The 13661-nt window shown below is 69.5% G+C and carries 10 protein-coding genes; 4 read left to right on the top strand and 6 right to left on the bottom strand.

The genetic code is table 11. The features are described 5' to 3' along the window. Positions 1-30 precede the first annotated feature (30 nt). From ccoN to SK095_RS07425, 4 genes are all read right to left on the bottom strand, one after another. Positions 31-1458 (bottom strand): cytochrome-c oxidase, cbb3-type subunit I, encoded by a 1428-nt coding sequence (gene ccoN / locus SK095_RS07440; protein ID WP_320548450.1) that lies wholly within the window; start codon positions 1456-1458, stop codon positions 31-33. A gap of 117 nt (positions 1459-1575) precedes the next feature. Continuing rightward, positions 1576-2985 (bottom strand): GntR family transcriptional regulator MpaR, encoded by a 1410-nt coding sequence (gene mapR, locus SK095_RS07435; RefSeq protein WP_320548877.1) that lies wholly within the window; start codon positions 2983-2985, stop codon positions 1576-1578. 162 nt (positions 2986-3147) lie between these two features. Beyond that, a complete protein-coding gene (gene ccoG, locus SK095_RS07430) occupies positions 3148-4560 on the bottom strand; it encodes a cytochrome c oxidase accessory protein CcoG (RefSeq protein WP_320548449.1) in 1413 nt (470 codons plus the stop codon). 91 nt (positions 4561-4651) lie between these two features. After that, positions 4652-4813, bottom strand: coding sequence for a hypothetical protein (locus tag SK095_RS07425; protein WP_320548448.1), 162 nt, complete (start codon positions 4811-4813; stop codon positions 4652-4654). Here SK095_RS07425 and SK095_RS07420 point away from each other — a divergent pair. Genes SK095_RS07420 through SK095_RS07410 form a run of 3 tightly spaced genes read left to right on the top strand, consistent with a single transcriptional unit; the run spans position 4812 to position 7162 of the window. Next, positions 4812-6482 (top strand): nitrite/sulfite reductase, encoded by a 1671-nt coding sequence (locus SK095_RS07420; protein ID WP_320548447.1) that lies wholly within the window; start codon positions 4812-4814, stop codon positions 6480-6482. The genes SK095_RS07425 and SK095_RS07420 overlap by 2 nt on opposite strands. After that, positions 6479-7009, top strand: coding sequence for a DUF934 domain-containing protein (locus SK095_RS07415; RefSeq protein WP_320548446.1), 531 nt, complete (start codon positions 6479-6481; stop codon positions 7007-7009). Before SK095_RS07420 ends, SK095_RS07415 begins: the two co-directional genes overlap by 4 nt. A 3-nt stretch (positions 7010-7012) precedes the next feature. Then, positions 7013-7162 (top strand): hypothetical protein, encoded by a 150-nt coding sequence (locus SK095_RS07410; protein WP_236574811.1) that lies wholly within the window; start codon positions 7013-7015, stop codon positions 7160-7162. 154 nt (positions 7163-7316) lie between these two features. Here SK095_RS07410 and SK095_RS07405 read toward each other — a convergent pair whose 3' ends face one another. Then, positions 7317-7511, bottom strand: coding sequence for a hypothetical protein (locus tag SK095_RS07405; protein ID WP_168772479.1), 195 nt, complete (start codon positions 7509-7511; stop codon positions 7317-7319). 83 nt (positions 7512-7594) lie between these two features. Continuing rightward, on the bottom strand, positions 7595-8512 hold the full coding sequence (locus tag SK095_RS07400; protein ID WP_320548445.1) for a LysR substrate-binding domain-containing protein: 918 nt from the start codon (positions 8510-8512) through the stop codon (positions 7595-7597). Between the two features lie 262 nt (positions 8513-8774). On the opposite strand from SK095_RS07400, the gene SK095_RS07395 reads away from it, so the two are divergent. Then, on the top strand, positions 8775-13646 hold the full coding sequence (locus SK095_RS07395) for a DUF4011 domain-containing protein (RefSeq protein WP_320548444.1): 4872 nt from the start codon (positions 8775-8777) through the stop codon (positions 13644-13646). Positions 13647-13661: the final 15 nt, after the last annotated feature.

The following is a 13661-nucleotide window of genomic DNA, read 5'->3' as shown; positions in this document are numbered from 1 at the left end:
AAAGGCCCGGTGCAAGCGCCGGGCGAAAGGTCATGCGCACTGCGCATGAGCCTGAGAGACGACAGGGTCGGCAAGGCGCACGGTGCGCCAGGTGTTCCAGGCCATCAGCAGCATGCCGCTGAGGAAGAACAGGCCGCCGATCAGTCGCACCAGGAAGCCGGCGTGGCTGGCCTCCAGCGCCTCGACGAACGAATAGGTCAGGGTGCCGTCCTCGTTGGTGGCCCGCCACATCAGGCCCTGCATGATGCCGTTGACCCACATCGAGGCGATGTACAGCACGGTACCGATGGTCGCCAGCCAGAAATGCAGGTTGATCAGGGCGACGCTGTGCATCTGCGCGCGGCCGAACACCTTGGGGATCAGGTGGTACAGCGAGCCGAAGGTGATCATCGCCACCCAGCCGAGCGCCCCGGCGTGCACATGGCCGATGGTCCAGTCGGTGTAGTGGGACAGGGCGTTGACGGTCTTGATCGCCATCATCGGCCCCTCGAAGGTGGACATGCCGTAGAAGGCCAGCGACACCACCAGGAAGCGCAGGATCGGGTCGGTGCGCAACTTATGCCAGGAGCCGGATAGGGTCATCATGCCGTTGATCATGCCGCCCCAGCTCGGCGCGAGCAGGATGATCGACATCACCATGCCGAGGGTCTGCGCCCAGTCGGGCAGCGCGGTGTAGTGCAGGTGGTGCGGGCCGGCCCAGATGTACAGGGTGATCAGCGCCCAGAAGTGCACGATCGACAGCCGGTAGGAATACACCGGGCGGCCGGCCTGCTTGGGCACGAAGTAGTACATCATGCCGAGGAAGCCCGTGGTCAGGAAGAAGCCCACCGCGTTGTGGCCGTACCACCACTGCACCATGGCGTCGGTGGCGCCGGAGTAGAGCGAGTAGGACTTGAACCAGCCGACCGGGATGGCCAGGTGGTTGACGATGTGCAGCATCGCCGTGGCGAGGATGAAGGCGCCGAAGAACCAGTTGCCGACGTAGATGTGCCTGGTCCGGCGGCGCATCACCGTGCCGAAGAACACCACGGCGTAGGCGACCCAGACGATGGCCATCACCACCGCGCCGGTGAACTCGATTTCGGCGTATTCCTTGGTGGTGGTGTAGCCCAGCGGCAGGCTGACCAGCATGATGGCGATCACCGCCTGCCAGCCCCAGAAGGTGAAGCCGATCAGCGGGCCACCGAACAGGCGGGCCTGGCAGGTGCGCTGTACCGTGTAGTAGGAGGCGGCGAACAGCCCGCAACCGCCGAAGGCGAAGATCACCAGGCTGGTGTGCAGCGGGCGCAGGCGGCCGAAGCTGGTCCATCCGAGGTCGAAGTTGAGGGCGGGCCAGACCAGCTGCGAGGCGATCAACACCCCCATGGCCATGCCGACGACGCCCCAGACCACGGTCATCACGGCAAACTGGCGGACGACTTTGTAGTCGTAGGCCTGTTCGGAAATCGTTGTGCTCATGTCGAAACCTTTCTGCTGACGGTGTCCAGGCGGCCGCAGCGCAAGGCGCGGCACGTTGCACACTGTAGAAGGCAGGTTCGCGGCAAAACAGACTCAGATCGACGCGATTCGACCGGATCAGAACGAGGCGATGATGCGCCCGAGCACTTCCATGGCGCGCTCGCTCTGCGCGTCCCACGGATGGCCGTAGTTGAGCCGCGCGCAATTGCCGAAGCGCCGGGTGGCCGAGAAGATCGGCCCTGGCGCCAGGCTGATGCCCTGCGCCAGGGCCAGCTGGAACAGCTGCAGCGAGTCGACCTGCTCGGGGAATTCGAACCACAGGAAATAGCCGCCGCCCGGCCGGGTCACCCGCGTGCTGGCCGGGAAGTGCCGCGCCGCCGAGGCCAGCATCGACGCCTGCTGGCTCTCCAGCGCGTGGCGCAGCCGGCGCAGGTGGCGGTCGTAGCCGCCGTGCTGCAGGTAGTCGGCGATGGCCGCCTGCGCCGGCACCGACGGCGAGATGGTGGTCATCAGCTTGAGCCGGCGGATCTGCTCGGCCCAGCGCCCGCCGGCCACCCAGCCGACCCGGTAGCCCGGCGCCAGGCACTTGGAGAACGAGCCGCAGTGCATCACCAGGCCCTCGCGGTCGAAGCTCTTCACCGGCTTGGGCGGCTGGCTGCCGAAGTACAGCTCGGCGTAGACGTCGTCCTCGATCAGCGGCACCTGATGGCGCTGCAGTAGCTCGTACAGCGCACGCTTGCGGTCCTCGGCCATGCTCGCGCCGAGCGGGTTCTGCAGGCTGCTCATGAACCAGCAGGCCTTGATCGGCAACTGCTGGAGACTGGCCTCCAGGCTGGCCAGGTCGATGCCCTCGCGCGGGTGCACGGGGATCTCCACCGCCTTGAGTTCCAGGCGCTCGAGTACCTGCAGGGTGGCGTAGAACGCCGGCGCCTCGATGGCCACCAGGTCGCCGGGGCGGGTCACGCACTGCAGGCACAGGTTGAGCGCCTCCATGGCGCCGGTGCTGATCACCAGCTCCTCCAGTGGCAGCATCACCCCGCTGACCATGTAGCGCAGGGCGATCTGCCGGCGCAGGTCGGCGTTGCCCTCGGTCATGTCGGCGATCACCCCGCGCGGCGACAGCTCGCGCACCGCGTGGCTCATTGAGCGTGCCAGGCGGGCGAGGGGGAACAGGTCGGGGCTGGGGAAGGCCGAGCCGAACGGCACGGTGTTCGGGTCCTTCAGCGAGCCGAGCACCGAGAACACCAGTTCGCTGACGTCGACCACGCTGGTCTGCGCCTCGCGGGCGCTGATGCCGGGCTCCGGCAGCGGGCGCTGGGCCAGCTCGCGGACGAAGTAGCCCGAGCGTGCCCGGGCCACGATCAGCCCGCGACTCTCCAGCAGGTAGTAGGCCTGGAACACCGTCGACGGGCTGACCCCGTAGGTGCTGCTGGCATGGCGCACCGAGGGCACCCGTTGCCCGGGGGCGAGGATGCCGGAGCGAATCAGTTCGGCGATCTCGTCGGCGAATTTCTCGTAGCGTTTCATCTTTTCCGGGCTCAGCGGCCTGCGGATGGACGTCAGGTAGTCTAACGGCTTGCCACTGCTCATGGCTCGGCTCCGGGGGTTGGGCTGGCACCTGGCTTGTAGGGGCGAATTCATTCGCCTTGCTGCGGTCGTTGGCGAATGAATTCGCCCCTACAGGGAGCATCAGCGATGGCGCGGCGACACGAAGGTGCTCTTGGTGGTGACGCGTACCTCGGGATCGTCCAGATCCGCCACCGCGAAGCGCAGCGGCGTGGCGCTGTCGGCCGCGTGCTCGGCGGTCAGCGCCACGCTCACCGCCACGTCAAGGATCTCGCCGGGCGCCAGCTGCAGCTCTTCGGCGCCCTGCAGGACGAAGGGCCCGGGCTCGACCAGCGTCACGGCATAGCGGTGCGCCTGCTGGGTCTTGTTGATCACCTTGAGGCGGTAGATGTTCTCGATCTGCCCGGCGCTGTTCTCGCGGTACAGGCCGCGGTCCTTGGTCACGTCCAGCGAGACCAGCGGCCGTGCGCTCAGGGCCCAGCCGAAGGCGCCGAACATCAGCAGCAGCGCCGCGGCATAGCCGACCAGACGCGGGCGCAGCCAGCGGGTCTTGCCGCCGGCCAGTTCGCGTTCGGAGCCGTAGCGCACCAGCCCGCGGGCGTAGCCCATCTTGTCCATGATGCTGTCGCAGGCGTCGACGCAGGCGCCGCAGCCGATGCATTCCAGCTGCAGGCCATCGCGGATGTCGATGCCGGTCGGGCAGACCTGCACGCACAGGGTGCAGTCGATGCAGTCGCCGAGGCCGAGGGCCCTGGGATCGGCTTCCTTCTTGCGCGCGCCACGGCTTTCGCCGCGCGCGGCATCGTAGGAGACCACCAGGGTGTCGGCGTCGAACATCACGCTCTGGAAGCGCGAGTAGGGGCACATGTCGCGGCACACCTTCTCGCGCAGCCAGCCGGCGTTGAGGTAGGTGGCGGCGGCGAAGCAGAACACCCAGAAGGCGGCGGTGGCATCGAGCTGCAGGGTGAACAGGTCGTGGACCAGCGCGCGGATCGGCGTGAAGTAGCCGACGAAGGCCAGCGCGGTGACCAGGCTGACCGCCAGCCACAGGCCGTGCTTGGCGCCGCGGCGCAGCAGTTTCTCGGCCGACCAGGGCGCGGCGTCCAGCTTGACGCGCTGCTGGCGGTCGCCTTCGGTGACCTTCTCCGCCCACATGAAGATCCAGGTCCACACGCTCTGCGGGCAGGCGTAGCCGCACCACACCCGCCCGGCGGCCACGGTGATGGCGAACAGGCCGAAGGCGCAGATGATCAGCAGCGCCGAGAGCAGGATGAAATCCTGCGGCCAGAAGGTAGCGCCGAAGATGTAGAACTTGCGCCCGGCCAGATCCCAGAGCACCGCCTGGCGCCCGTTCCAGTTCAGCCAGGCGGTGCCGAAGAACAGCAGGAACAGCGCGCCGGCGCCGGCCAGGCGCAGGTTGCGGTACAGGCCGGTGAAGCTGCGGGTGTGGATCGGACCGCCGGCCTGGGCGGGTGTCAGGCGCGTGGGGCGCGGCTCGACCGTCTCGACGATCCGGGCGGGAATGCGTTCGCTCATGGGATGGCTCCAAAGGGCCTGCAAAAGATGGGGCCATGATCGGAGATCGACTGCCGGGGAAACAGGCTCAGATCCATCGATAAAAAGCGGATCAGATGAGATTGGACAGCTTGCGACAGCTGCCGCGCAGGTGGGCTGATACGGTTTTTTCAGCGGGATCTGACGCTGTTTTTGCGCGTTCCCGCTGGGCATAGTCGCCGCCCTGAGTGCCCGCCGCCGCGACGGTGCGGGCCGGCCGGACGAGGTAGCCCATGTACCAATACGACGAATACGACCGCGCCCTGGTGCTCGAGCGCGTCGCGCAGTTCCGCGACCAGATCGCGCGGCGCCTGAGCGGCGAGCTGAGCGAGGAGGAGTTCCTGCCGCTGCGCCTGCAGAACGGCCTGTACCTGCAGAAGCACGCCTACATGCTGCGCGTGGCCATCCCCTACGGCACGCTGTCGGCGGATCAGCTGCGCACCTTGGCGTACATCGCCCGCCACCATGATCGCGGCTACGGCCACTTCACCACCCGGCAGAACATCCAGTTCAACTGGATCGAGCTGGAGCAGGTCGGCGACATCCTCGAACGCCTGGCCGAGGTGGAGATGCACGCCATCCAGACCTCCGGCAACTGCGTGCGCAACATCACCACCGAGGCCTTCGCCGGGGTCGCCGCCGACGAGCTGCTCGACCCGCGGCCGCTGGCCGAGATCCTCCGCCAGTGGTCGACGGTCAACCCGGAATTCCTCTACCTGCCGCGCAAGTTCAAGATCGCCATCTGCTCGGCCGAGCAGGACCGCGCGGCGATCATGATGCACGACATCGGCCTGTACCTTTACCGCGACCAAGCCGGCGAGCTGCTGCTGCGGGTGATGGTCGGCGGCGGCCTCGGGCGCACGCCGATCCTCGCCCAGCAGGTGCGCGAGGCGCTGCCCTGGCGCCACCTGCTGTCCTACGTCGAGGCCATCCTGCGGGTGTTCAACCGCCACGGGCGCCGCGACAACAAGTACAAGGCGCGGATCAAGATCCTGGTCAAGGCGCTCGGCGTCGAGGCCTTCGCCCGCGAGGTGGAGGAGGAGTGGCAGCACATCAAGGAGGGCCCGGCCGAGCTGACCGAGGCCGAGTACCGCCGCGTCGCCGCCCATTTCGCGCCGCCGGCCTATGCCGTATTGGACGATGCCGACCTCGGCTACGGCAGCGCACTGGCCAGCGATGCCGCGTTCGCCCGCTGGGCCGAACACAACCTGCAGGCGCACAAGGTGGCGGGCTACGCCGCGGTGGTGCTGTCCACCAAGCCCGGGCCGGCCATGCCGCCGGGCGACGTCAGCGCCGAGCAGATGGAGGGCGTCGCCGAGCTGGCCGAGCATTACGGCTTCGGCGAGATCCGCATCGCCCACGAGCAGAACCTGGTGCTGCCCGACGTGCGCAAGGCCGACCTGCATGCCGTCTGGCAGCGCGCCAGCGAGCTGGGCCTGGCCACGCCCAACATCGGCCTGCTCACCGACATCATCGCCTGCCCGGGCGGCGACTACTGCTCGCTGGCCAACGCCAAGTCGATCCCCATCGCCCAGGCCATCCAGGCGCGTTTCGCCGACCTCGACCACCTGCACGATCTGGGCGAGCTGAGCCTGAACATCTCCGGCTGCATGAACGCCTGCGCCCACCACCACATCGGCAACATCGGCATCCTCGGCGTCGACAAGAACGGCAGCGAGTGGTACCAGGTCACCATCGGCGGCGCCCAGGGCAAGGCCAGCGCACTGGGCAAGGTGATCGGCCCGGCGTTCGGCGCCGAGCAGATTCCCGAGGTCATCGAGCGGCTGGTCGACACCTTCGTCGCCTACCGCGAGGGCGACGAGCCCTTCGTCGACACCGTGCAGCGCATCGGCCTGGAGCCGTTCAAGGAGCGGGTCTACCGCCAGCAGGAGGCTTCGGCATGAACAACCTGATCAAGCTGGTGGAAGGCGGCTCATGCCTGGTCGACGACGACCCGTGGAGCTGGGTGCGCGAGCCGCTGGAACCGCTGCCGGACGGCCCGCTGCTGTTGCCGCTGGCGCTGTGGAGGGAGCGGCAGAGCGCGGACGTGCTGGCCGGCCGCGCCGATACCCGCGACGGCCTCTGGCTGGCACCCGACGACGAGCCGGAGGAGCTGGCGCCCTGGCTGGCCGGCCTGCCGCTGATCGCCCTGGAGTTCCCCAGCTTCCGCGATGGCCGCGCCTACAGCCAGGCCTACCTGCTGCGCACCCGCCTGGGCTGGCAGGGCGAACTGCGTGCGGTGGGCGACGTGCTGCGCGACCAGCTCAGCCACATGCGCCAGTGCGGCTTCGACGCCTTCGCGGTGCGCGAGGACAAGTCGGCCGCCGACGCGCTCAAGGGCCTGAGCGGCATCAGCGTGCTGTACGGCCGCTCGGTGCTCGAACCGCGTCCGCTGTTCCGCCGGCGCAGTGGCGCAGACGCGGAGGAGTAGGGCATGAGCGTGCATGGCCTGCTGCTGCGCTGGGGGCGGGGCGGCGAGCAGGGGCTGGATTTCTCCGGGATGGCCGCCAACATCCGGGACAACCCGCTCAGCTACGGGTTGGCCTTTGCCGGTGCCATCTCTGGGCGGCCTATTGCACGGTGACCGCGCGGATTGCCGGCGGCAAGAATGGCATCACCCTGTTCTTCATGCTGACGGCGCTGGTGCTGTGGGGCAAATACCTGCTCACCGGCGGGGTGCCATGGACTTCAGCTCCCAGTCGACGATCTACCTGGCGCCCGCCGCGACAGGACCGGGTTCAGATGCCGAACCTGAGGGTGGTGATGGCGAGGGCTCCGACCAGCAGCCAGCCGAGTCCGGAGGTGACGGCGAGGGCCATGCCGCCCAGCCAGATGCCCAGGGCGATCTCCCAGGCCAGGCGCCGCTCGCGGCGCGGCGCCGGGGCACGGCGTGGATAGTCGTCGTAGTCGTCTTCGTCTCGGAGTGCGCGCATGCTTGCTTCACCGCAGGGTGGTTCGATTTCGGGCGCGGACGGTAGTCAATTTCCGCTTCGCCTGCAATCGGTGCCTGGCGTATTCAGCCCGCGTGCCGCTTGGCATACATCCGGCACTCGGCCAGCAGCGCCAGCAGGTTGGGGTCGCGCTCGCGGCTCTTGAGGAACACCACGCCGATCTGCTGCTGCATGCGGTAACGCGCCTGCAGCGGAATCAGCCGCACGCGGTTCTCGTACACCGCGGCGATGCGCCCGGGCAGCAGGGCGTAGCCGACCCCGGAGCTGACCATGCTGAGCAGGGTGAAGATGTCGTTGACCTGCATCGCCACCTTGGGCGCGAAGCCGGCCTGCTGGAACACGCGCTGGGCGTCCTGGTGGGTGGCGAAGCCCTGGGTCAGGGTGATGAAGGTGGCCTCGCTGAGGTCGGCCAGGTCCACCTCGGCCTGTCTGGCGAACGGCGAGTCGGTGGGCACGGCGAGGAATATGTCGTCGCTGAACAGCGGCAGCGACTCGCAGTCCGGGTCGGCCACGCTGTCGTTGAGCGACACCAGGATGGCGTCCAGTTCGAGGTTCTTCAGCCTGTACAGCAGGTCGACGTTGGAGCCGAGGATCAGGTCGATGTTCAGCTCGCTGCGCCGCAGCTTGAGGCCCATGATCAGCTGCGGCACCGTCTTCACCGTCAGCGAGTAGAGCGCGCCGAGCTTGAAGCGCTCGGCGGAGAAGCCGGCCGCCTCGCGGGTCAGGCGCACGGTGTCGAGCATGTCGGCGACCAGCTTCTGCGCGCGGTCCTCCAGCACGTGGGCGCTCTCCAGCGGGGTGAGCTTGCGCCCCTCGCGCTTGAACAGCGGGCAGCGCAGGGCGCTCTCCAGCGAGTGGATGGCGCGGTGCACGCTGACCGTGCTGGTGTCGAGCTCGGCAGCGGCGCGCGACAGGTTGCCGCTGCGCATGAAGGCCAGGAAGATTTCCAGCTTCTTGAAGGTCAGTTCTTCGTCGATCTGCATGGTCGGTTTCGGCGGCGGCGGTCCTGTCGATTGTGCCGCAATCCGGGCGAACCTGCCCGCCCATCGCCTTTCCTGCAATTTCTCCTCAACTGTGCGGTCCAACTGCCTGACTTTGCTGGAAAAAACCTTTACCTGCACGGCAGCCGCGGATACTGTTCGCCCGTACAGGTGCCTGGCGCCTTTTCCCCCATGAACACTGCTGCCGACGCCAGCGCGTCGGCACTGGGCCGTCGTAGCGCGGCCCGCCGCTGGAGACCCCCGGATGTCCGAACACGCCCTTGCCCCGGAGCAGAGCCGCAGCGCGGAGAACGACCCGCCCGGGACGACGGACATCGCCGGTTCCGAACGTCACCCGTGGCCCGGCTATCGCGAAGCCCCCGAACGGCTGGCGGCCTTCTGCCTGCCCGGCCAGGGCGTGTTGGACAAGCTGCTGGCGCTGGCCGGCGAACTGCTCAGGCGCAACGGCCACGACGCCAGCCTGCACGGCTATGCCAGTGCCGATACCGCGCGCCTCGGCCTGCAGACGGCGGCGCTGTGGAACGTGCTGCTCGGCCTGCGCCTCGATGGCCTGCCGCTGCCCGCGCCGCTCGGCGAGGCGCAGCGCCTGCGCAGCCCGGCGCAGATCGTCCAGGGCCGCAGCGCCAGCGTCCTCGACACGGCATTGCTGTGCGCCGCGCTGCTCGAACGCCTCGGCCTGCATCCGCTGATCGTGCTGGAGGACCAGCATGCCTACGCCGGCCTGTGGCTGAACGGCGAGGGCGGCTTCCCGCGCATCTGCACCAGCGACGTGCTGGCCCTGCGCAAGCGCGTGCAACTGAAGGAAGTGCTGCTGTTCGATACGGGCCTGCTCGGCCAGGGCGTGCCGTTCAAGGAGGCGATCCGCGCCGCCCAGCAGCGCCTGAATGACGACGAGCGCTTCGTGCTGGTGCTCGATCTCGCCCAGGCGCGCACCGCGCAGATCCGCCCGCTGGATGCGCCCGCCATGCCGGCCGCCGACCCGCGCGTGCTGGAAGCGCCGGAGCTGGCCGTGCCGGCTGCGGCGGACGACGAGCTGCCCGCCGGTCCGGGCGGGCGCCTGGCGCAGTGGCAGCGCCGCCTGCTCGACCTGTCCCTGCGCAATCCGCTGCTCAACCTGCGCGACAGCAAGGTCGCCATCCCGCTGCTGGCGCCCGATCCGGCCGCGCTGGAGGACCTGCTGGCCGACGGCAGGAGCTTCGCCGTCGATGCGCTGCCCAAGCGTCCCGCCAGCGCTGAAAGCCCCGCCACGCCCGAGGAGGCCGCCGGCCAGGCGCAGGCGGCGCTCGCCGCGCTGGCCAAGGGCCGCCTGTTCGCACCGCTGGAGGCCGACAAGCTCGATGCCACCCTGGTCGAGCTGTACCGCAAGGCGCGCACCGACCTGGAGGAGGGCGGCGCCAACACCCTGTTCCTCGCCATCGGCATGCTGCGCTGGCGGCGTCCCGGCGAGCCGGAGCGCAGCTACCGCGCGCCGCTGATCCTGGTGCCGGTGAGCCTGACCCGCAAGTCGATCAACGCCGGCATCCGCCTCTGCCTCGGCGACGACGAGCCGCGCTTCAACACCACCCTCCTGGAGATGCTGCGCCAGGACTTCGCCCTCGACATCCAGGGCTTCGATGCCCTGCTGCCGACCGACGAGCGCGGCCTGGACATCGCCGGCATCCTCACCCGCCTGCGCCGCGAGGTGCTCGAGCTGGACGGCTTCGAGGTGGTCGACGAGGTGCTGCTGAGCACCTTCTCCTTCGCCAAGTACCTGATGTGGAAGGACCTGGTCGACCGCGTCGAGCAGCTCAAGGACAACCCGGTGGTGCGCCATCTGCTCGACACCCCGCGCGAGCCGTTCGCGCAGAGCGGCGAGTTCGTCGAGCCGCGCGAGCTGGACCGCCGGCTGAGCCCCGAGCAGCTGTTCACTCCGCTGTCCGCCGATTCCTCGCAGCTCGCCGCGGTGGTGGCCGCCGCCGAGGGGCGCAACTTCGTGATGATCGGCCCGCCGGGCACCGGCAAGTCGCAGACCATCGCCAACATGATCGCCCACAACCTGGCGCTGGGGCGCAGCGTGCTGTTCGTCGCCGAGAAGGCCGCGGCGCTGGAGGTGGTCTACCGCCGCCTGCGCGAGCACGGCCTCGGCGAGTTCTGCCTGGAGCTGCACTCCAACAAGGCGCGCAAGCAGGACGTGATCCGCCAGCTCGGCGCGGCCTGGCAGGCCGGGGCCGAGCTGGGGCCGGGCGAGTGGGAGCGCGAGACCCAGCGCCTGCGCCTGTTGCGCGACGAGCTCAACCAGCTGGTCAAGGCCCTGCACGAGACCCGCCGCAACGGCCTGAGCGTCCGCCAGGCGCTGGCCAGCGCGGTGGCCGGCGCGCAGGTGCCGGAGGTGCGCCTGCGCTGGGCCAGCGCCGACCAGCACGATGCCGCGGCGCGCGAGCAGCTGCTGGCGGTGGCCGAGCGTATCGACCTCAACGCCGCCGAGCTGGGCGATCTCGCCGGCCATCCGCTGGCCTTCGTGCAGATGGAGGAGTGGAGCCTGGCCTGGCAGCAGGCGCTGCTGCAGCAGGCCGAGACCCTGGCGGCACGGGCGCGCACCCTGCAGGGTGCGCTCATCGAGCTGAGCCAGCGCCTCGGCCTGATCCGCCCGCTCAACGGCCGCGGCCAGCTCGCCGCGCTGGAGCAACTGCTCGACCTGCTGCCGCAGACCATCGGCAAGGAGCTGGGCTTCGCCTTCCAGGCCGACGTGCTGGAGCGCCTCGATGCGCTCAACCGGGCGGTCGGCCTGCTCGAGCGCTTCGCCAGGGCCGAGGGCGAGCTGTCGGTGCCCTGGCCGCGCGAGCGCCTGCTGGCACTCGACCTCGCTGCCATGGAGCGGCGCTGGCGCGAGGCCAGCGAGTGCTGGTGGCCGCTGAAGATCCTCAAGCTGCGCCAGTTCCACGCCTGGCTGCACGAACAGGCCGGCGTCGGCGAGGCCGCGCGGATCGACGCCGATCTGCCGGCGCTGTGCGAGTTGCAGGTGGTCAACGGCGAGCTGCAGCCGCTGCTCGCCCGCCTCGACGGCCTGCCCGGCTGGCGCGGGCTGGACTCCGATGCGCAGCAGCTGCGTGCGCTGGCCGATACCGCCTGGCGCCTGCGCCAGCTGCTCGCCGCGCTGGCCACCGATCCCGAGCAGCTCGCCGCGCTGCGCAGCGGCCTGCGTCTGCTGGTGGTCGACGCCAACGAACTGCTCGCCGCCGATGCCCCGGTCGGCCGCCTGTGCGGCCGCTACCTGCAGCTGCAGGGCGATTTCGCCGAGGCGCTGGAGGAGTTCGCCGGCCTGGCCGGGCGCAGCGTCGACGAGCTGTACAGTCCCGGCCTCGCCGGCCTGGAAAGCCTGCTGGAACTGACCGCCCGCCTGCAGGCCGGCCACGGCCGCCTGCACGCCTGGTGCGCCTGGCTGCGCGTGCGCGGCGAGGCGCTGGCGCTCGGCCTGCTGCCGCTGGTCGAGGCCCTCGAGCAGGGCCGCGTGCCGGCCGGCCAGGCGCAGCGCGCTCTGGAGGTCAACTACGCGCGCTGGTGGCTGGTGCAGAAGATCGACGCCACCCCGGCGCTGCGCAACTTCGTCTCGGTCGAGCACGAGCGCAAGATCGCCAGCTTCCGCGCCCTCGACGACCGCGTGCGGGAGATCACCGCGCAGTGCATCCGCATGCGCATCCGCCAGGGTCTGGTCGACCGCGAGGACGCGCAGAAGTCCAGCGAGTTCGGCATCGTCCGCCGCGAGCTGGAGAAGAAGACCCGCCACAAGCCGCTGCGCCAGCTACTCGCCGAAGCGCCCAGCGCCATCGGCGCGCTGACCCCGTGCCTGCTGATGTCGCCGCTGTCGATCGCCCAGTACCTGCCGGCCGGCCAGGCCTTCGACCTGGTGATCTTCGACGAGGCCTCGCAGATCACCGTGTGGGACGCCATCGGCGCCATCGCCCGCGGTCGGCAGACCGTGGTGGTCGGCGATCCGAAACAGCTGCCGCCGACCAGCTTCTTCAGCGCGGCGCAGGCCGGCGAGGAGGAGGGCAGCGACGACGAGGATCTGGAGAGCATCCTCGACGAACTGCTCGGCGCCAACCTGCCGACCGTGGGCCTGTCCTGGCACTACCGCTCGCGCCACGAGAGCCTGATCGCCTTCTCCAACCACCGCTACTACAAGGGCGGGCTGATCACCTTCCCGTCGCCGGCCACCGAGGACCGCGCGGTCAACCTGCAGTACGTCGCCGGCAGCTACGACCGCGGCGGCAGCCAGACCAACCGCGCCGAGGCCGACGCGGTGGTGGCGGAGATCGAGCAACGGCTGGAGAATGTCGAGCCGGGCGCGCTGACCCTCGGCGTGGTCACCTTCAACCAGAAGCAGCAGACCCTGATCCTCGACCTGCTGGACGCCGCGCGGCGGGCCAACCCGGCGCTGGACCGCCACTTCGACGAGGCGCTGATCGAGCCGGTGTTCGTCAAGAACCTCGAGTCGGTGCAGGGCGACGAGCGCGACCTGATCCTGTTCAGCACCACCTTCGGCCCGGACAGCCTCGGCCTGGTCAGCATGAACTTCGGCCCGCTGAACAAGAGCGGCGGCGAGCGCCGCCTCAACGTGGCGATCACCCGCGCGCGCAGCGAACTCAAGGTGTTCACCAGTCTGCGCCCGGAGCAGATCGACCTGTCGCGCACGGCCGCCGAGGGGGTGAAGGACCTCAAGCACTTCCTCGAATTCGCCGAGCGCGGCGCGCGGGCGTTGGACGAGGCGGTGCACGGCTCGGTGGGCGGCTTCGACTCGCCGTTCGAGGAGGCGGTGGCGCGCGCCCTGGCCGAGAAGGGCTGGGTGCTGCACCCGCAGGTCGGCGTGTCGCGCTTCCGGATCGATCTGGGCGTGGTCGATCCCGACGCGCCGGGGCGCTACCTGGCCGGCATCGAGTGCGACGGTGCCACCTACCACCGCTCGGCCACCGCCCGCGACCGCGACAAGATCCGCGAGAGCGTGCTGCGTGGCCTCGGCTGGGAGATCCTGCGCCTGTGGTCCACCGACTACTGGCTCGACCCGGTCGGCACCCTCGACAAGCTCGACCAGCAGCTGCTCAGGCTGCTGGAGCGGCAGCGGGCCAAGGCCGGCGCATAGCGGCACATCCGCTGT

It is taken from the genome of Pseudomonas sp. AN-1 (genome assembly GCF_034057115.1).
Taxonomy (GTDB): domain Bacteria; phylum Pseudomonadota; class Gammaproteobacteria; order Pseudomonadales; family Pseudomonadaceae; genus Geopseudomonas.
The sequence above is the reverse complement of the archived record's forward strand: the minus strand, read 5'-3'. Positions and strand labels throughout refer to the sequence as shown.

Coding starts and splice junctions, on each gene's coding strand:
- ccoN (WP_320548450.1), bottom strand. CDS start 1,458: ATGAGCACAACGATTTCCGAACAGGCCTACGACTACAAAGTCGTCCGC.
- mapR (WP_320548877.1), bottom strand. CDS start 2,985: ATGAAACGCTACGAGAAATTCGCCGACGAGATCGCCGAACTGATTCGC.
- ccoG (WP_320548449.1), bottom strand. CDS start 4,560: ATGAGCGAACGCATTCCCGCCCGGATCGTCGAGACGGTCGAGCCGCGC.
- SK095_RS07420 (WP_320548447.1), top strand. CDS start 4,812: ATGTACCAATACGACGAATACGACCGCGCCCTGGTGCTCGAGCGCGTC.
- SK095_RS07425 (WP_320548448.1), bottom strand. CDS start 4,813: ATGGGCTACCTCGTCCGGCCGGCCCGCACCGTCGCGGCGGCGGGCACT.
- SK095_RS07415 (WP_320548446.1), top strand. CDS start 6,479: ATGAACAACCTGATCAAGCTGGTGGAAGGCGGCTCATGCCTGGTCGAC.
- SK095_RS07410 (WP_236574811.1), top strand. CDS start 7,013: ATGAGCGTGCATGGCCTGCTGCTGCGCTGGGGGCGGGGCGGCGAGCAG.
- SK095_RS07405 (WP_168772479.1), bottom strand. CDS start 7,511: ATGCGCGCACTCCGAGACGAAGACGACTACGACGACTATCCACGCCGT.
- SK095_RS07400 (WP_320548445.1), bottom strand. CDS start 8,512: ATGCAGATCGACGAAGAACTGACCTTCAAGAAGCTGGAAATCTTCCTG.
- SK095_RS07395 (WP_320548444.1), top strand. CDS start 8,775: ATGTCCGAACACGCCCTTGCCCCGGAGCAGAGCCGCAGCGCGGAGAAC.